The organism is Streptomyces sp. NPDC000983 (assembly GCF_040299205.1).
Classification (GTDB): domain Bacteria; phylum Actinomycetota; class Actinomycetes; order Streptomycetales; family Streptomycetaceae; genus Streptomyces.
The window spans coordinates 229824-247847 of the sequence record NZ_JBEPBM010000005.1 but is presented as its reverse complement, the minus strand read 5'-3'; the positions used below and the strand labels follow the sequence as shown (position 1 = coordinate 247847).

Sequence of the window (18024 nt, the reverse complement as noted above, 5' to 3'; positions counted from 1 at the left end):
AGTGTCCCGGAGCGAGCCGCCCATCTGACAATTCGTTTCTGCCCGCCGTTGGCCGGGTTCAGCAGTCCCCCGACCACATGTGACGGTCCGTGAGCGATTCGGGGGTGTCGATGCGGCCCTCGGAGCGGTCCTCTCACTCGTCCGGTGCAGACAAACAGGGCGTTGTACGACAAATTCACACAGGCTGGGTGCGGTGTCCCGCGAACCGCTCCCGGAGGTCCACGTGCCGCGTCAGCTCCCGCTCGGGGAACTCACCCGTGCGACGTTCCGGGACCTCGGGAACCGGCTGCGGGAGTGGCCCCGGCTGCGCAGCAGCGCGGCCCTGTGCACCACGCTGTCCGCGCTCGCCGCGACCTCCCTGGTCTCCGCCCCCTCCATCGCCGAGCCCTTCTCCTCGACGCCCTGCGCCCTCAAGCGCACCGACGCCCACCACTCCGAGGGCCTGGACACCTGGAACGCCGCCTACCCGCGCCCCGCTCGCTCGCTCGACGCGGTGATGGTCTTCCTCTCCTTCCCCGACGCCGTCCCGCTGACCAGCCCCCAGGAGCTGACGGCCGATCACTTCCCGGCCACCACCCGCTACTTCGAACGCGCCTCCTACGGCAGGTTCACCCTGCGCACCGACCCGCTCGACGACTGGATCCGGATGCCCCGGCCGTCGACCGCCTACGCCATACAGCGGGACTGGGACCCGGCCGACCGCAGCGCCTACCTGCGCGACGCCCTCGCCGCCGCGGACGGCACGGTGGACTTCTCCCGCTACGACGTCGTCTACTTCGTCGCCGACCCGGACGCGCCCGGCGTCGACTCCGACGCCACCAAGGTCGTCAACCTCGACACCCCGCTGCGCGCCGACGGCACCGACATCCGGCGGGTCGTCACCGTCTTCGAGCAGCATCCGCCGGACCGGCTGGTCCTCGCCCACGAGACCGGCCATGTCTTCGACCTGCCCGACCTCTACCACCGCCCGGTCGACGGCGAGGGCGACTGGGACACCCACGTCGGCGACTGGGACCTGATGGGCAGCCAGTTCGGTCTCGCCCCGGACCTGTTCGGCTGGCACAAGTGGAAGCTCGGCTGGCTCGAACCCCGCCAGGTCACCTGCGTGCGGGACCCCGACGGCACCCGGATCACCCTGGAGCCGCTCGGCGCCGGCCCGGGCGCCCCGGTCACGGGCACCGCCGGAGCGCCCTCCTTCGGGCTCGGCGGCGGCACCAAGCTCGCGGTGGTGCGCACCGGCGCGGACAGCGCGCTCGCCTTCGAGGTGCGCAGCCGGATCGGCAACGACGCGGGGGCCTGCCGGGACGGCGTGCTGGTGTACCGCGTCCGCAGCGGCGCCGAGTCCGGCCGCGGCCCGGTCGAGGTCGTCGACGCCCACCCGGACACGGAGGCCTGCTGGGAGGACTCGGTCTATCCACCGCTCGCCGACGCCCCGGTGGCACTCGGCGAGAGCTTCACCGTGCCGGGGGACGGCGTCCGGGTGGAGGTGGAGGGCCGCACGGCAGCGGGCGCGTGGACCGTACGGATCGCTACGCGGTAGCGGGCGTGGAGGTATGCGGAGGGCCCCTCGGCAGACGGAGGTGCCCTCCACGGACGCACGCGAAAGGCCCCCTCGGTTTCCCGAGGGGGCCTTCGTTGTCGTGCGCCGCCAGGGACTCGAACCCCGGACCCGCTGATGCTGCATTTCCCGGGGGATGACCCCCGGACCCCCAGCCCGCTCCCGCGGCGCCGGGGAGCCGTAGCCGGCAAGGCGAAGGCCCCCTCGGTTTCCCGAGAGGGCCTTCACTGTCGTGCGCCGCCAGGGACTCGAACCCCGGACCCGCTGATTAAGAGTCAGCTGCTCTAACCAACTGAGCTAGCGGCGCCTGCTGACGTCGTAGACCTTAGCATCCAGGTCGGCGGGAGGAAAAATCGATATCCGCACGGCGGTCCGGGCCGCCCGGACGGCCGCCCAGAGCAGGATCTCCGGCCCCGGCAGCCACGGGTGGCGGGTGTCCGGGGCGACCAGCCAGCGCGCGCCGGCGGAGGCCGGGGCGATGCGGGCCGGGGCCGGCACGGTCACCGCGTCGCCGTTGCCGTGGCACAGCAGCGGCGGCGCCGCCGGGGTGCCGTCCTGCCCGGGCGCGCCCCACTCCTCCCAGCTCATCAACGAGGGCAGCCGCTGGGCGGTGCCCGGCGCGGCGAACAGCAGCATCCGGCCCCGGAACGCCGCCACCGGGCCGGAGCCCGGACCGTCGTCCCAGAGCCGGGCGAGCATCCGGCGCCCGAACATCGCGGGCGCGCTGACCACGTCGAACACCGATCCGCAGGGCAGCACCACGGGCGCGTCGGGACGCTCCTCCCAGAACGCCAGCGTGGTGCGGGGATACGTTCCTGCCGAGGCCAGCCAGGCGGCTCCGTCCGGGGTGACGCCCGCGGCGTCGAGGCAGCTGCTCATGCCTCCAAGATCTACCGTCCGTGAGGGAGTCGCTGCTCTGGGTTGCCGGAAATCAGGACAGGAGCGGGTGGCGGGGAGTATCTTGCCCGGATCTTGCCCGTCCGGCATATGCCGGAGCGGCTCACACGGGGTCGACGTGCTCCCGGCCCTCGACCGCGCCGCGCAGCAGGTCGCGGCCGAACTCGACCATCTTCACGGCGTAGTCCTCGGTCCACTCCGCACGTTCGGCGATGTCCGCGGTCGTCAGCCGGTCGAAGCGCCGCGGATCGGCGAGCTGGGCCGCCGCGATGGCCTGGAACTCCACGGCACGGTCGGCGGCCGCCCGGAACGCCACGGTCAGCTCCGTCGCCCGCGCGAGCAGCGCCCGGGGGTCGTCGATCGACTCCAGGTCGAAGAAGTGCTCCGGGTCGGCTGCCGCCTGTGTGGGCTCGAAGAGCAGGGGCGCGGGGCGTAGCCGCGATTCGTTCCGACGCGGCGTGGGCTCCGCCATGTCTTCTCCTCCTCGTACGTCGTGAATGACCCCCTGTGCAGCGGGCCACCGTCCATTGTCCCGCGCCCGCGCAAGGGGGCCTCGAACCCCCAGGCCACGGCCCCGACCGCTCACGGCTGCCAGGGGACGCGGTGTTCGCAGAGGCGGGCCAGGACCGCGTGGTTCGCCTCCCACCCGTCGGGGCTGTGTTCATCGGCCGCCTGCGGCGGCGTGCCGGACTCCGTCCGGCGGGCCGGGGTCAGGGCTGCCAGGGGACGCGGTGTTCGCAGAGGCGGGCCAGGACCGCGTGGTTCGCCTCCCACCCGTCGGGAAATTTGACCAGCGTGCCCAGCTGGACAGGTTCCGTCGACGGGTAGTCGTCGAGGAGGTCGGTGACGCCCGCCCGGCAGACCACGATGCAGGCGTGCCGGTGGCGGGAGGCCAGGACGCACAGGCGGCCCGTCTCCAGGTGGAAGGCGGTGGCGTCGGGGCGGCCGGAGAGCGGGTGCAGGACGACCGTGACGTCGTACTCCCGGCCCTGGAGACGGTTCGCCGTGTCGACGACGACGTCCCGGACGCCCAGCTCCGCCAGCGCGGCCCGGACCGCGGCGGCCTGGTCGCGGTGCGCGGTGCCGACGGCGATCCGGTCGGCGGCGAGCGGCGCCGGGTCCGGCGAGCGCTCCGAGACGGCCGCACCGCCCCGGTCCAGCAGCCGCCGTACGACCGCCGCCACCGCGCGGACCGCCTCCGGGTCCGTGCGCGGGGTGTGCCGTGGGGGCAGTTCCAGCAGGCCCCAGCCCGCCTCGGCCGCTTCGTCGATCACCCGGTCGGGGCCGGAGCCGTCGGAGGGGACCGCGAAGGAGAGCCGGCGGTCGCCGTGGTCCGTGCCGCTGCGGAAGGGCGTGAACGGGTAGAACGCGTCGGAGACCAGCGGGGCCGCCGACGCCGGAAGCCGCCAGGACACCGGCAGCCGGTGCTGGGGCAGCTCGGGGTTGTGCGCGAGCAGGGTGGTCACGGCCGACGCCGACGGGTCGTACGACAGCCCCGCCCACTGCTCGCTGCCCACGATCGCGAACGGGTCCAGCTGCCCCGGGTCGCCCACGAACAGGGCCCGTTCGAACAGCCCGGCCACGGCGAGCAGCGAGTCCGAGCGCATCTGGTACGCCTCGTCCACGATCGCGTGCCGCCAGGGTTCGTCGACCTTCACGTGCGCCCACTTCGCGGCGGTGGAGATCGTCACCGGCAGGCCCGTCAGGTCCGCCGCCTTCGCGGACTTGCGGACGTTCGCCAGACCGTCGAGCGCCTTGTCGTACGGGTCGGAGTCGCTGCTGTGCAGCCGGCCCACCGGCAGCTCGGGGGCCTTCTCGGCGAGCCGCTGCACCAGGTCGTCGACCTGGGCGTTGGTCTGCGCCACGACCATCAGCGGGCGGCCCGCCCCGGCGAGCTCCAGGGCCGCCCGCACCACCAGGGTGGACTTCCCGGCGCCGGGCGGGGAGTCGACGACCACCCCGCGGTGGGTGCCGTGCAGGGTGTCGGCGAGGATCGCGTCGGTGGCCCGCGTCGCCTCCGCGCCCGGGTCGAACCCGGTCGGCGCAAGGGGTGTCACAGCACGTCCTCCTCGGTGAGCCGGTCGGCGGCCTCCGGTACGGCCTCCCCGGGCGGTCCGCCGTGCGTCCACGGGGTCTGCTCCGGGTCGGGCAGCTTCGCCCCGCCCCGCTGCTCGTGTTCGAACAGCGTGTAGCAGACCCGGTCGCCCTTCTCCGGCACGGAACCCCTCTCCGGCTCCTTGCCGCGGCCCATCTTGTCCAGCACCCGCAGGGTCAGCAGGTCGCCGTCGGCGTCCACCAGCTCCGCCGACTGCGGTTTGCCGCCCAGCGAGCGGTACACCTTCACCCGCTCGCCGAGCTGCGGCCGGTCGTCGGTGCGGACGGTCACCAGCGGGCGCGGGCTGGGCCGCTTGCCCTCGCTGTACGTCATCACCACGTCCGTGACCTCGCCGGCGAACGCCTCTCCGGACAGCCGTCGCCCCGCCATCACCAGCGGGTCGTCGAGGGCCTCCTGCGCCTCCAGCCGGGCCTGCTCCCGCTCGCGGGAGGCGAGCTTGTTCGCGGCCGTGACCGCGTCGTCCCGGCGCGGCTGCGGCGGCTCGCCGGCCGTGATCCGGTCGCGGTGCGCGGTGAACGACCAGCGGTCGCGGGTCCACCGCTCCTCGACATGGGCGCCGTCGGGCAGCTCCCGCAGCAGGTCCAGGCCGCGCCAGACCGCGTCCCAGGTGGGCCGGGTGCGGCTCGCGACCAGCTCGCGGATCTCCCGCTCGGCCGCCGTGAGGATGCCCAGCCGGTCGTCCGCCTCCATGCCGTCCTGCGCGGCGGCCAGCGCGGTGCGGGCGCGGTCGTAGCGTTCGAGGGCGGGGGCGAGCAGCCTGTTGTCGAAGGCGGGGTCGGTGGCCGGCCCGGCGGGCGGCCACTCCAGCTGGCCTTGTGCGTCCCGGGCCAGCTCCGCGCGGAGCGCCGCCTCGGCGCCGGTCCCGCCGGGCGGGGGGTCGATCCACGCCAGCAGCGCGCCCAGGTGCTGGTCCTCCAGGGCGGACTGGCCCGTCGCCCAGTGCCGGGCCAGCACCTCGGTCATGGCCAGCAGCAGCGAGGAGCCGGGCACCCGGGACCGCTCGCCGTAGTGCGTCAGCCAGCGGCCCAGCAGCGGCACCCGGGGCGGCGCCGGGTAGGGGGTCTCCGGGTCCTGCTCCGCCGTACGCCGAAAGCGCATGGAGCGGCCGAGGAGGCGGACGAAGTCCAGGCCGGCGCGGCTCGGCACGATCAGCTGGGGCGCGTCGGCGCACAGGTCGACCTCGACCTTGACGCGCTTGCCGGTCTCCGGGTCGGTGTCGGTGCGCTCGGCGGCCTCGACCGCCTCGGTGTACGACTCGATGTGCGGCAGGACCGTGTCGGCGAGGTCGGCGAGGAACGTGAACCGCAGGTCGCGGTCGCGCGGCTGCGGCACGACCAGCAGCCGGGGCGCGTCCCGGTCGGTGCCGACCAGGGCGCCGAGCGGGGCTCCCGCCTCACCGGCGGTGGTGAGCGGCACGAAGACCAGCGGGCGGTCGGAGAGCCGACGGTGGCGGACGGTGGCCGAGGGCTGGGCGCGGCCGGTGCTGATCGCCTCCAGCCGGGCGAGCGTGGAGATCAGGGACACGGGACCGTCTCCCGGGCGTCGAGTGCCTCGGCCCGCAGGTACGCCGCTCTGCGCAGGGCGGCCACCGCCGGGTCGGCCGGGTCCCCGGCGGTGCCGTGGGCGGCCGCCAGGACGTCCTCCACCGTGCTCAGCCCGCCCAGTTCGGCGCGGGCCGTGCGGCCGAGGGTGGTGACCGCGCCGGCCGTGCGCGAGCGGTCCCGGCAGTGGAAGGCCAGCTCGCACGCGGACAGGCAGTCGGGCGCGTACGTCGCCGGCACGCACTCCACGGCCGCGGTCAGTTCGGCCGTGGGCAGCCCGGGGTCGAAGCAGGTGCCCTCGGGCAGCGCGTCGGCGATCTCCTCGATCCGGGTGAGCCGGGTCAGCTGGCGGGCGGTCACCGCGCGCTGCTTGCGGACGTCGACGGCGGAGGCGGTGGGCAGGTTGGAGAAGTCCTTGGGGCAGACGAGCAGGATCCGGTGGCGCACCCGGGGTGCCGGGCCGCCCTCCGGTCCCTCGGCCAGGCGGGCGGCGACCTGTTCCAGCGCGAGCACGTACACCGCGGCCTGGCGGGCCGCGGCGCCGACCTTCGCCGGGTCCGCGGAGCCGTCCAGCATCGGGAACGACTTGATCTCCACCACCGACCAGCTGCCGTCGGGGTGCACCACCACCGCGTCCGGCTCCAGGAAGGCGGGCGAGCCGGCCACCTCGAGCGCGAGCAGGGGGTGGTCCAGCAGTGTCCAGGTGCCCGGGGCGCCGCTCGCCTCGCGCAGCGCCAGCGCCGTACGGGCCACCCGGCCCTCGGGGCCGGTGGCGGACAGGTCGGGCAGGGACGCCCGGGCGGGCGGCTCGGCGGCGCGGTCCAGCTTCTCGTGCGCCAGGCGCAGCAGTTCGGCGCCGCCGTCCGCCTTCACCTTCGCCTCGAAGGCGTTGCCCCGGGTGAGCGCGAACTGCGACTGCCCGAAGGCCGACGGCGAGCCCAGCGCGGTCGCCAGGACCGCCTTGTTCACCCCGGCGCCGTCCAGGATCGCGCGCCGTCTGCACCCGGGGTTGGCGGCCAGGGCGGCCAGCGCGCGGGCGTCCAGCGCCTTGGCCGCCACCTCGGGGCCGCGCAGCTCAGCGAGCCTTCGCCGGAGCGCCGTCCCCCGCGTCCGTGGGGGAGGCACCCGGTTCGGCTCCGGGTTCGAACCGTGATTCGCGCTGCCGTGGGAATCGCTCACCCGCGGAAGTCTGGCATCCGCCACTGACAATCGAGGCCCCGGTGACGGAAGAGGTGTCCTTGGCGGGCTGTGCGGAGCGGGCCGCGACCAGGCTCGCCCGGCCCTCGAAGCGGGCCCGGACGCGCTCCGCGCAGCGCAGCACGTACGGCGTCAGCAGGAACCCGGCGCCCATCACGGCGGCGCCGGCCACCGCGTCCAGGAAGTAGTGGTTCGCGGTGCCCATGACCACGATCACGGTCACGGTCGGGTAGATCACGGCGGCCGTCTTCGCCAGCCGCGTCCCGCCGTACTTCCACAGCATGACGCCGCACCACAGGGCCCAGCCGCAGTGCAGGCTCGGCATCGCCGCGTACTGGTTGGTCAGGCCGCCCAGGCCCTTGGGGGCGCTGGCCTCACCGCCCCACCAGCCGTACGAGCTGTAGTACGCCATGGTGTCCACGAAGCCGTGGGTCGGGGAGAGCAGCCGCGGCGGGCAGGTGGGCAGCAGGGTGAAGCCGATCAGGCCGATGAACGTGGACGTCATCAGCCAGGTGCGGGCGGCCCGGTAGTGCACGGTGCGGGACCGGAAGATCCAGACGAGGACCACCGGGGTGACCAGGTAGTGCAGCGAGGCGTACCAGAAGTCGGCCGGCACACCCAGCCACGGCTCTCTGGTGAAGAGACGGTTCAGCGGGTGCTCGGCGTTGAGGTACAGCACCTTCTCGATGCGCAGGATCGCCAGGCCGTGGTCCACGGCCGAGGTGACATCGCCGCGGGCCAGCAGCCGGCCCGCCGAGTAGCACGCGTACACCAACACGATCAGTGGCAGCTCGGTCCACCAGCGCGGACGGCCCAGTGATGCCGCCCCCATGGCCGGTTTCTCGGCGTGCGGCATCCGATCGCCTCCCCCTTCGTCTCGTGGCGCCGGTCGCCCGGACCCGCCACCTTACGGTGCTCGCGCACGCCCCCGTCGGGCGCCCCCGGCCCTGATAGACGCTGAGATCGCCCATCGGGTTGCCCTTACCCAGGGTGCGGGATGATGGACGGGTTCCGCCCCGCATATTCACGGAAAGGCACGCGACGCCATGGCACCGCGCATTCTGTTGGCCCGGCACGGACAGACCGAGTGGTCACTGTCCGGCAAGCACACCGGGCGGACCGACGTGCCGCTGCTGGAGGAGGGCCGCCGCGGCGCCAAGCTGCTCGGCGAGCGGCTGCACCGGGCGCCGCTGGACGGGCTGCCCGGGGCGGAGGTGCGGACCAGTCCGCTGGCACGCGCGCGTGAGACGTGCGAACTGGCCGGCTTCGGCGAGCGGGCGGACCACTGGGACACGCTGATGGAGTGGCACTACGGCGCCTACGAGGGCATGACGCCGGCCGAGATACAGGCGGTGCGGCCCGGCTGGCTGATCTGGCGCGACGGTGTCCCCGGGGGCGAGAGCCCGGCCGACGTCGCCGCGCGGGCCGACGAGGTGGTCTCCTGGGCGCGCTCGGCCGACCGGGACGTCCTGGTCTTCGCCCACGGGCACATCCTGCGCTCCATCGGCGCCCGCTGGCTGGGCCTGCCGCTGGAGTTCGGGGCCCGCGTACGCCTGAACCCGACGTCACTGTCGGTGCTGGGCTGGGCCTACGGCGAGCCCGCGCTGGAGAGCTGGAACGACCTGGGGCATCTGGCCGGCTGAGCGCACGGCGCGCACGGCTCACACGGCGCGCGGCAGGCTCGCGTGCCGTTCCAGGAACGAGGACACGCCCGCCGCACGCCGGTGCGGGAGCAGGACCCGGGCCGTGCCCGCGAGCATCGTCTGGATCCGGGAGGACTGGACCTCGTCGAGCAGGTCCAGCAGCCGCATCCCGGCCGCCGCCGCCTCGTCGGGGTGACCGCCGCGCGCGAGGTCGTCCGCCAGCTCCGCCGTGTACAGGGCGATGTTGCGGGTGAAGTGCGGGTCCTGGAGCTGCGCCGCCCGCCCCGCGTGCCGGGCCGCCCGGCGCCAGTCGCCGAGCGTCGACCAGACCTGTGCCTCCAGGCCCTCCAGTTCGGCCTCGCCGTAGAAGCTCATCCACTCGGGGTCCGCGTCGCAGGTGCCGCGGGCGAAGAGAGCCTGGGCGCGGGCGAGGGCCTGGGCGCAGCCCGTGCGGTCGGCGAGCCCCGCCCAGCCGCCCGCCTCGCGCAGCGCGAGCAGGGACATCAGCCGGGGGGAGCCGAGCGGGTGCGCGGCGCGCTGGGCGGCCTGCGCCGCGCGCACCGCCTCGCGCGGGCGGCCGGCGTCCCGGGCGAGGAAGGAGGTGTTGCAGAAGGCGTGCGCCTCCAGCGCGGGGTCCCCGGCCATCCGGGCCGTCGCCAGCGCCTCCGCGTAGTGGGAGCGGGCGTCGTCGAAGCGTCCCGAGTCGTGCGCGAGCCAGCCCACCGAGATGGCCAGCTCGCCGGCGCCCGAGTGGAGCCGTTCCGCGACCCGGTGGCGGGTGGTGCCGGCGTCCAGCAGGGCGTAGGCGGCGCGCAGCGGGGCCGCCGCGCGCCGGTACAGACCGTCCGCCCCGTGCCGGTCGTCCAGCAGCCGGATCCTGCGGACCGCCTCCTCCAGCACCTCCACCTCGCCGGTCCCGACGCGCCGGGAGGGAGGTTCCGCGGCCGTGGCGTCGATGGTGAGCCCGAGCGGGCTCAGCGTGACGGCGGCCACCGTGGCACCGCCGCCGGTCATGAATGCGCGACGCAGCACGTCGCTCTCCTCGGGTCTCTCGTGCGTGTCGTACGGGTCCTGCGTTTCATACGGCTCGTACGCCCCTTGTGCCTCACCCGTGACAGCCACGGGAACGGCGTCCGAGGCGTCGGACGGGTCGTCGTCGGCGCGCACCCGGCGTCCGCGGACGGCGGCGCGGGGCGCGAAGCCGAGGTCGGTGAGGGTGCGGCCGGGGAACATGTGCAGGAACACCCGTTCGTACGCGTAGTTGGGGCAGCGGATCTCGCCCGCCTCGACCCGGCCGACGTAACGAGCGTCACAGCTGACCCGCTCCCCGATCTCGCGGGCGGCCCGGCGTACCGCCGCGGCGAACTCGGCCGGCGAGCGCTGTCCGCGCAACCGCCTGAACGCGAGATTCGGCCGGGGTGGTCTGGGGGGCTGGGACGCGTTCAGCTCTGACGACGTCATGGCCGGTCCTCTCGTGCGAACCGTCGAACCACGCCGGACCGGTGGCGAGTTGAACCATTTGTTCGCTTCGTCCCCCGGGTGTCCGGCGGGCATGAACGTACCCGCTGTCCAGGACCCGCCATGCGGTGTTTGGCTACAAACCGGATATCTCATCCAACATCTGCCATGAACTGCCATCCTTTGCGGCGGACTTGCGCCGTTTCCGTTGACACGCGGGCACGTTGAACCGCGTGGACCGGGGGTCGCCCGCCTCCCGAGCCGCTCGTTTCCGAGGAGGGCTGCGTGGTGGAGGCCGGGATGGAGACCAGGCAGAACGTCGACCCGTGTACGTCGGCGACGACGGCCGGGCATCCGCCGAACCAGGAGTGCGGTCCGCCGCCTTGCACCTCGGCGGCGTGCGACCTGGTGACGGTGCCCGCCCGGCAGGGTTTGGAGGCGGTCGACATCCTGCGCCGGGGGGCGGGGGACGCGGTGGGGCCGGTGCTCCACGACGACGGCTGCGACACGCTCGGGTTCGTGGTGCCGCCCGGCACCGCCGCGGGCTGGGACATGCCGGGCAGCACCTGCACCGAGACCGACGGACGGGGCCTGAGCCTCGTGCCCGAGCCGCCGCCGGAGGGGTCCGACTGGCTGCTGCCGCCCGGGGAGGCGGACCTCGCGACGGATCCGGCGGTGCTGCGGGCGGCGCTCGGGGAGGCGGCACGGCTGATCGAGGCGGCCGACAACTGCCGGTGACCGGGGGCGCGCGGCCCGGCGGGCCCGCGGACCGCACGGGGGCGCACTGCGTGATCACGGACGCCTCCGCATAATGGCCGGATGGGCAAGTCCAGAAACCCGCGGCGCCAGGAGCCGGCCGCCGACGCGATCGTCGAGACCGTCGACGGAGGGCTCGCCGAGCTGATACCCGACCGGGACCGGGCGCGCGCCTGGACCCTGCTCATCGACGGGGCACCGCAGTCGCACGTCGACCTGGACGACCCGACCTTCCTGTCCTTCGAGTACCAGCGCCGCCTCGGCCACGTCATCGACCTCGTCGCCCCGCCCGGCAAGCCCGTGCACGCCGTCCACCTCGGCGGCGGCGCCCTCACCCTCGCCCGGTACGTCGCCGCCACCCGGCCCCGCTCCACCCAGCAGGTCGTCGAGCGGGACGCGGCGCTCGTCCAACTGGTCCGCCGCGAGCTGCCGCCGGACCGCAACGCCCGGATCCGGGTGCGGTCCACGGACGCCCGCGAAGGACTCGCCAAGGTGCCCGACGGATGGGCCGACCTGATCGTCGCCGACGTCTTCAGCGGGGCCCGCACCCCCGCCCACCTGACCTCCACCGAGTTCCTCGACGAGGTGCGCCGCGCCCTGCGCCCCGGCGGCTGGTACGCCGCCAACCTCGCCGACGGCCCGCCCCTGGCCCACCTGCGCGGCCAGATCGCCACCGCCGCCGCCCGCTTCACCGAACTCGCCCTGGTCGCCGACCCCACCGTGCTGCGCGGCAAGCGCTTCGGCAACGCCGTCCTGGTCGCCGCCGACCAACCGCTCCCGGTCGCCGAACTGACCCGCAGGGCCGCCTCGGACCCGCACCCCGGCCGCGTCGAACACGGCAGGGCCCTCACCGACTTCACCGGCGGCGCGACCCCGGTCACCGACGCGGTCGCGGTCGCCTCCCCGGCACCCCCGGCATCGGTCTTCCGCTAGGGCCCGCCGTCGCGGCGCGGACCGGAATCCGACGACCGGCCCTGGGCCCGCCGAGCCTCAGTAGGTCCCGATCTCCACCCGGGGCGCGCTGTCGTGCCAGGTGCAGAAGACCGACACCCGCTCCGCGCCCCGCGCGAACTCCACCCGGATCCACGACTCCGTCTTCCACACCTGCATCGACCAGCCCGTGCCCGGCGTCGCCGACACCAGCGTCGCGTACGTGTCGGCGAGGTCGAAGACCACCCGGCCGCCGTCGGTGTCGTACCCCTTGATCCGGCCCGACGCCGTGGGCGAGGGGTCCGGGGACGCGGTGGGCGTCCCGGAGGGCCGGGGTGTGGCCGAGGGCTTCGGCGTGGGGCTCTTCGAGGGCGCCGAGGCGGACGGGGACGGCGAGCGCGTGGCGGAGGCCAGCGGTTTCGACTCCTGCGTCGTCGCGTCCGCCGCCGCGATGGGCAGGGCGCGCGGCGGGTCGTAGGCGGTGCCCGCCATCACCGTGTGGACACCCCACCACGACAGCGTGACCGCCGCGCCCGTGGCGAGCGACCAAGCCAGTACGTGTACGAGTCCTCTGCGCATCGCGGGCCATACTGCCTCACCCGTCCCACGGGTGTCGCCCCGGTGTCCACAGCGCCGCAGTTGTCCACAGGCCGCGATGGGGTTCGCCCGCATGGCGTACGGTGCGGCGCATGGCAAGTGTGCTCGTGGTCGAGGACGACCAGTTCGTGCGCTCCGCCCTCATCCGGCATCTGACCGAGGCCGCGCACACCGTGCGCAGCGTCGGCACGGCCCTGGAGGCGCTGCGCGAGGTCGCCCATTTCCGTTTCGACGTGGTCGTCCTGGACCTCGGCCTGCCCGATCTCGACGGGTCCGAGGCCCTGAAGATGCTGCGCGGGATCACCGACGTCCCGGTCATCATCGCCACCGCCCGCGACGACGAGACCGAGATCGTCCGGCTGCTCAACGCCGGCGCGGACGACTACCTCACCAAGCCGTTTTCCGTCGAGCACCTCTCCGCCCGGATGGCCGCCGTGCTGCGCCGGGCCCGCTCGGCCGGCGCCGAGGCCGCCCCCTCCTCGGTGCTCCGCGTCGGCGGCCTCACCGTCGACCCGCTGCGCCGCCAGGCCGAACTGGACGGCGTACGGCTGGACCTGACCCGCCGTGAGTTCGACCTCCTCGCCTTCCTGGCCGGCCGGCCGGGCGTGGTCGTCCCGCGCAAGGAACTGCTCGCCGAGGTGTGGCAGCAGTCCTACGGCGACGACCAGACCATCGACGTCCACCTGTCCTGGCTGCGCCGCAAACTCGGCGAGACCGCCGCCAGTCCGCGCTATCTGCACACCCTGCGCGGGGTCGGCGTGAAGCTGGAGCCGCCCGGTGCGTACGGAGGGCCGCCACGATGAGATGGGCGCTGGTCAAGGTCTCGCTCGCGGTCACCACCATGGTCGTGCTCGCCTTCGCGGTACCGCTCGGACTCGTCATCAAGGAGATGGCCCGCGACCGCGCCTTCTCCAACGCCGAGCGGGAGGCCGCCGCGGTCGCCCCCGCGCTCTCCATCACCACCGACCGCGACCAGCTCGAACGGGTCGTGGCCTCGGCCGGCGCCGAGTCGGGGATGGCCGTGCACATCCCCGCCGCCGACGGCTCCCCGGCCGTCGACATCGGCCGGCAGCGCGCGGCCCGCGAGGACATCGCCACCGTGCGGCGGCTCGGCCGCGCCTCCACCAGCGAGGTGCCCGGCGGATCCACCCTGCTCCAGCCCGTGGCGCTCAGCTCCGGGAAGATCGCCGTCGTCGAGGTCCACGTCCCCGAGGCCGAGGTCAGCAACGGGGTCTCCACGGCCTGGGCGGTCCTCGCCGCCGTAGGTGCCGCGCTGATCGTCGGCTCGGTCGCGGTCGCCGACCGGCTCGGCGTACGGATGGTGCAGCCCGCCCAGCGCCTGGTCGAGGGGGCGCACGAACTGGGGGAGGGCAAGCTGGGCGCCCGGGTGCCGGAGGAGGGGCCGAACGAACTGCGGCTGGCCGCCGCCGCGTTCAACTCCATGGCCGACCAGGTCGTCCAACTGCTCGCCAACGAACGGGAGCTGGCGGCCGATCTGTCGCACCGGCTGCGCACCCCGCTGACCGTGCTGCGGCTGAACGCCGCCTCCCTCGGCGACGGGCCGGCCGCCGAGCAGACCCGGGCCGCCGTGGCCCAGCTGGAGCGGGAGGTCGACACCATCATCCGCACCGCCCGGGAGGCCAAGCCGCAGACGGTGGCGGCCGGTCCGGGCGCCGGGTGCGACGCGTCCGAGGTGGTCCGCGAGCGGATGGCGTTCTGGTCGGCGCTGGCCGAGGACGAGGGCCGCAAGGTGCGCGTGGCCGGCGTCGACCGGCCGGTGCGCATCCCCGTGGCCCGCGCCGACCTCGCCGCCGCGCTGGACGCCCTGCTCGGCAACGTCTTCCGGCACACCCCCGAGCGCACGGCCTTCGCCGTCGACGTGCACAACGGCGAGGACGCGGTGATCGTGCTCGTTTCCGACGCCGGCCCCGGCATACCCGACCCCCAGGCGGCGATGGCCCGCGGACGCGGCTCCGGCAGCGCCGGCTCCACCGGCCTCGGGCTGGACATCGTGCGCCGGCTCGCGGAGTCCACCGGCGGCGACGTACGGATCGGGTCGTCCGTGCTCGGCGGGACCGAGGTGCGGATCTGGATCCAGCTGGACGGGCGGGCGCCCGAGCGCCGGGGGCACCGGGTGCGAAGACGCCGGAGCGGTCGGCTGGTCTCGACCTTTAACCGTCCCCGATCCCTTCCTTAAGCGCGCCCTAAGATCTTCAACCACCGTCCCGATCAGGCCTTTTGCCCGATTCGGCATCGCTAGCGTGCTGCCGCACCCCTCTCCGTGAGCAGTGAAGGCAGGCAGGCGATGACGATCCACCGGCGCAAGGTCAGCGGCAGGAACAAGGCGATCGGCGGACTGGTCGCCGCGGCCGTGGTCGGTGGCGGCGCCGTCTTCCTCGCGGGCACCGCCCAGGCCGCCGGGGTGGGCGCCGCCTACACGAGGACCAGCGACTGGTCGACGGGGTACACCGCGCAGTACGTCGTCACCAACGACACCGGTACGGCGAAGGCGGACTGGACTCTGAGCTTCGACCTGCCGGCGGGGTCGAAGCTCGGCTCACTGTGGAACGCCGAGTCCGCCGTCAGCGGCTCGCGGGTCACCGTGAAGCCCGCCGCCTGGGACAAGGACGGCCTGGCGGCCGGGGAGTCGGTCACGGTCGGCTTCGTCGTCAACGGCACCGGCGACCCGACCGCCTGTGTGATCGACGGTGTCAAGTGTTCCGCCGACACCGGCGCGACCCCCGACCCCACCGGCCGCCCGACCGAGACGGCCACGCCGACCCCCACCGGCACGCCCACCGCCACCTCGACCCCCACCCCCACCGCGACGCAGAGCGCCACGCCCACGGCGCAGCCCACCCGGACCCCGGGCAACGGCACCACGACGAACGCGGGCTTCGCCCCCTACGTCGACACCTCGCTCTACCCGGCCTTCGACCTGGTCGCCACCGCCGAGGCCACCGGCGTGAAGAACTACAACCTGGCCTTCGTCACCGACGGCGGAGGCTGCACGCCCAAGTGGGGCGGCGTGAGCGACCTGGCGAGCGACGCGGTCGCCGCGCAGATCGGCGCACTGCGCGCCGAGGGCGGCGACGTACGGGTCTCCTTCGGCGGCGCGGCCGGCAGCGAACTCGCCACCACCTGCTCCTCCGCGGGCGCCCTGGCCGCCGCGTACGAGAAGGTCGTCGCCGCCTACGACCTCACCAAGGTCGACTTCGACGTCGAGGGCGGCGCGCTGCCCGACGCCGCGGCCAACACCCGCCGCAGCCAGGCCATCGCCCAGCTCCAGAAGAACCACCCCGGCCTGGACGTCTCCTTCACCCTCCCGGTGATGCCCGAGGGCCTGACCCAGCCCGGCGTGGACCTGCTCGCCGACGCGAGGAGGAACGGCGTGGACATCGACGCCGTCAACATCATGGCGATGGACTACGGCCCGGCGTACAGCGGCGACATGGGCACCTACGCCGAGCAGGCCGCCACCGCCACCCAGGCCCAGCTCAAGGGCGTCCTCGGGCTGTCCGACAGCGCCGCCTGGAAGACCGTCGCGATCACCCCGATGATCGGCGTCAACGACGTCGTCACCGAGGTCTTCAAGGTCGAGGACGCCACCCAGTTGGTGGACTTCGCCGAGTCCAGGGGGATCGGCTGGCTCTCGATGTGGTCGGCGACCCGCGACAAGGCCTGCCCCGGCGGCCCCAAGCCCGCGGCCGACGCCACCTGCAGCTCCGTAGACCAGGACAAGAACGCCTTCGCCAAGGCCTTCGCGGCCTACAACTGACCCACGGGGGGCGCCCCGGCCGGTCTTCCCCCCGTCCGGCCGGGGCGTGCACGTAAGAACAGCGGGCACGGCACCTCCCCCCACGGGGGTGCCGCGCCCGCTGTCCGCCTAGTCCGACTCCGGAGCCGGCAGCGCACCCGATCGAGCCGCCTGCCCGTACCACAGGGCACTCGACTTCGGGGTCCGCTCCAGGGTCGTGTAGTCGACGTAGACCGCGCCGAAGCGCTTGCTGTAGCCGTAGGACCACTCGAAGTTGTCCAGCAGCGACCACAGGTAGTAGCCCCGCACGTCGGCGCCGTCCTCGATGGCGCGGCGGACCGCCGAGAGGTGGCCGTGCAGGTAGGCGATCCGCTCGGGGTCGTGGACCTGGCCGTCGGGGTCGGGCTTGTCGTCGTAGGCCGCGCCGTTCTCCGTGACGTACAGCGGCAGCCCGGGGGCGATCCGGCTGTAGCGCATGATCAGGTCGTGCAGGCCCGTCGGGTCGATGGACCAGCCCATCTCGGTGCGCTCGCCCGGCGACTGGTGGAAGGCCACGTCCTCCGAGGCCGGCCACGGGCTGTGCGTGGTCACCCCGTGCCCGTCCGCGCGCGGACCGGCCGGCGCCGAGGCGGCGGCCGACACCAGCGACGGCGTGTAGTAGTTGAGGCCCAGCGCGTCCAACGGCTGGTTGATCAGGGCCAGATCGCCGTCCTGGACGAAGTCCCAGTCCGTCAGCGACGAGGTCGCCGCGAACAGCGACTGCGGGTAGGCGCCCTGGAGTATCGGGCCGTGGAAGATCCCGTTGGCCAGGTCGTCGATCCGCTGCCGGGCCGCCAGGTCCTCCGGGTCCTCCGAGACGGACCTGACCACCGCGGAGTTCAGGCTCAGCGCCACCGAGTTGCGGGCCGGCATCACCGAGCGCAGCGCCTTGGTGCCCAGACCGTGCGCCAGGTTCAGGTGGTGCGCGGCGCGCAGCGAGGCCGCCGGGTCGGTCCGGCCGGGCGCGTGCACACCCGAGGAGTACCCCAGGAAGGCGCTGCACCAGGGCTCGTTGAGCGTGATCCACTGCTCCACCCGGTCGCCCAGGGCCTCACCGACGATCTGCGCGTACTCCGCGAACCGGTAGGCGGTGTCCCGCTCCGGCCAGCCGCCCGCGTCCTCCAGCTCCTGCGGCAGGTCCCAGTGGTAGAGCGTCACCGCCGGCTTGATGCCGTGCTCCAGCAGCTCGTCCACCAGGCTGCGGTAGAAGTCCAGACCGCGCTGGACCGCCGGCCCCCGGCCGGTCGGCTGCACCCGCGACCACGAGATCGAGAAGCGGTACGCCGACAGGCCCAGCTCGGCCATGAGCGCCACGTCGTCCCGGTAGCGGTGGTAGTGGTCGACAGCGATGTCACCGGTGTCGCCGCCGTCGGTCTTGCCGGGCGTGTGGCTGAAGGTGTCCCAGATCGACGGGGTGCGGCCGTCCTCCCGCACCGCGCCCTCGATCTGGTACGCGGAGGTCGCTGCGCCCCAGAGGAAGGCGGGAGGAAAGGTCACCGGGGTCACCGGCTGTGCGGACTCAGGCATGGAAGCGC

The 18024-nt window shown here is 74.1% G+C and carries 16 protein-coding genes and 1 tRNA gene; 7 read left to right on the top strand and 10 right to left on the bottom strand.

Features of this window, described 5'->3' with window-relative positions; all coding sequences use genetic code 11:
* Positions 1-193: 193 nt before the first annotated feature.
* Positions 194-1540 carry a M6 family metalloprotease domain-containing protein gene (locus ABT296_RS08130; RefSeq protein ID WP_351924504.1) on the top strand — a complete coding sequence of 449 codons (1347 nt, stop codon included), beginning with the start codon at positions 194-196 and terminating at the stop codon, positions 1538-1540.
* A 251-nt stretch (positions 1541-1791) separates the two neighbouring features.
* Here the strand turns inward: ABT296_RS08130 and ABT296_RS08125 are convergent.
* The 7 genes from ABT296_RS08125 to ABT296_RS08095 all read right to left on the bottom strand — a co-directional run bounded on the left by ABT296_RS08125 (position 1792) and on the right by ABT296_RS08095 (position 8165).
* Positions 1792-1865 (bottom strand) — tRNA-Lys (locus ABT296_RS08125).
* Complete coding sequence (locus ABT296_RS08120) at positions 1856-2437, bottom strand: bifunctional DNA primase/polymerase (protein ID WP_351924502.1); 582 nt, start codon at positions 2435-2437, stop codon at positions 1856-1858. Before ABT296_RS08120 ends, ABT296_RS08125 begins: the two co-directional genes overlap by 10 nt.
* A 121-nt stretch (positions 2438-2558) precedes the next feature.
* A complete protein-coding gene (locus ABT296_RS08115) occupies positions 2559-2927 on the bottom strand; it encodes a DUF8844 domain-containing protein (protein ID WP_351924500.1) in 369 nt (122 codons plus the stop codon).
* A gap of 238 nt (positions 2928-3165) precedes the next feature.
* The gene (locus ABT296_RS08110) at positions 3166-4512 is read right to left on the bottom strand and encodes an AAA domain-containing protein (RefSeq protein ID WP_351924498.1); all 1347 of its coding nucleotides are present in this window, start codon (positions 4510-4512) and stop codon (positions 3166-3168) included.
* Entirely contained in the window at positions 4509-6095 is a 1587-nt protein-coding gene (locus ABT296_RS08105; RefSeq protein ID WP_351924496.1) for an amino acid adenylation domain-containing protein, read from the bottom strand. Before ABT296_RS08105 ends, ABT296_RS08110 begins: the two co-directional genes overlap by 4 nt.
* The gene (locus tag ABT296_RS08100; protein WP_351924494.1) at positions 6086-7237 is read right to left on the bottom strand and encodes a hypothetical protein; all 1152 of its coding nucleotides are present in this window, start codon (positions 7235-7237) and stop codon (positions 6086-6088) included. The genes ABT296_RS08105 and ABT296_RS08100 overlap by 10 nt, the downstream gene beginning before the upstream one ends.
* Positions 7188-8165 carry a phosphatase PAP2 family protein gene (locus tag ABT296_RS08095; protein ID WP_351924492.1) on the bottom strand — a complete coding sequence of 326 codons (978 nt, stop codon included), beginning with the start codon at positions 8163-8165 and terminating at the stop codon, positions 7188-7190. Before ABT296_RS08095 ends, ABT296_RS08100 begins: the two co-directional genes overlap by 50 nt.
* 190 nt (positions 8166-8355) lie before the next feature.
* Here ABT296_RS08095 and ABT296_RS08090 point away from each other — a divergent pair, with 190 nt between their 5' ends.
* A complete protein-coding gene (locus tag ABT296_RS08090; protein ID WP_351924490.1) occupies positions 8356-8952 on the top strand; it encodes a histidine phosphatase family protein in 597 nt (198 codons plus the stop codon).
* A gap of 18 nt (positions 8953-8970) precedes the next feature.
* Here ABT296_RS08090 and ABT296_RS08085 read toward each other — a convergent pair whose 3' ends face one another.
* On the bottom strand, positions 8971-10413 hold the full coding sequence (locus ABT296_RS08085; protein WP_351924488.1) for an NsdA family TPR-like regulatory protein: 1443 nt from the start codon (positions 10411-10413) through the stop codon (positions 8971-8973).
* Between the two features lie 282 nt (positions 10414-10695).
* On the opposite strand from ABT296_RS08085, the gene ABT296_RS08080 reads away from it, so the two are divergent.
* Both ABT296_RS08080 and ABT296_RS08075 read left to right on the top strand, forming a co-directional pair.
* Positions 10696-11148, top strand: a complete 453-nt coding sequence (locus tag ABT296_RS08080; protein ID WP_351924486.1) for a hypothetical protein — start codon at positions 10696-10698, stop codon at positions 11146-11148.
* 81 nt (positions 11149-11229) lie between these two features.
* Positions 11230-12099: a spermidine synthase gene (locus ABT296_RS08075; RefSeq protein ID WP_351924484.1), complete on the top strand. Its 870-nt coding sequence runs from the start codon at positions 11230-11232 to the stop codon at positions 12097-12099.
* Positions 12100-12156: 57 nt separating this feature from the next.
* On the opposite strand, the gene ABT296_RS08070 is transcribed toward ABT296_RS08075, so the two are convergent.
* Entirely contained in the window at positions 12157-12675 is a 519-nt protein-coding gene (locus tag ABT296_RS08070) for a hypothetical protein (protein WP_351924482.1), read from the bottom strand.
* A 110-nt stretch (positions 12676-12785) separates the two neighbouring features.
* Between ABT296_RS08070 and ABT296_RS08065 the strand changes: the two genes are divergently transcribed.
* The 3 genes from ABT296_RS08065 (at position 12786) to ABT296_RS08055 (ending at position 16471) form a co-directional block, all read left to right on the top strand.
* Positions 12786-13496, top strand: a complete 711-nt coding sequence (locus tag ABT296_RS08065) for a response regulator transcription factor (protein ID WP_351924480.1) — start codon at positions 12786-12788, stop codon at positions 13494-13496.
* A complete protein-coding gene (locus tag ABT296_RS08060) occupies positions 13493-14890 on the top strand; it encodes a HAMP domain-containing sensor histidine kinase (protein WP_351924478.1) in 1398 nt (465 codons plus the stop codon). The genes ABT296_RS08065 and ABT296_RS08060 overlap by 4 nt, the downstream gene beginning before the upstream one ends.
* Before the next feature lie 108 nt (positions 14891-14998).
* A complete protein-coding gene (locus ABT296_RS08055; RefSeq protein ID WP_351924476.1) occupies positions 14999-16471 on the top strand; it encodes a glycoside hydrolase family 18 protein in 1473 nt (490 codons plus the stop codon).
* 108 nt (positions 16472-16579) lie between these two features.
* On the opposite strand, the gene ABT296_RS08050 is transcribed toward ABT296_RS08055, so the two are convergent.
* Entirely contained in the window at positions 16580-18016 is a 1437-nt protein-coding gene (locus ABT296_RS08050; protein ID WP_351924474.1) for a GH1 family beta-glucosidase, read from the bottom strand.
* Positions 18017-18024 lie beyond the last annotated feature (8 nt).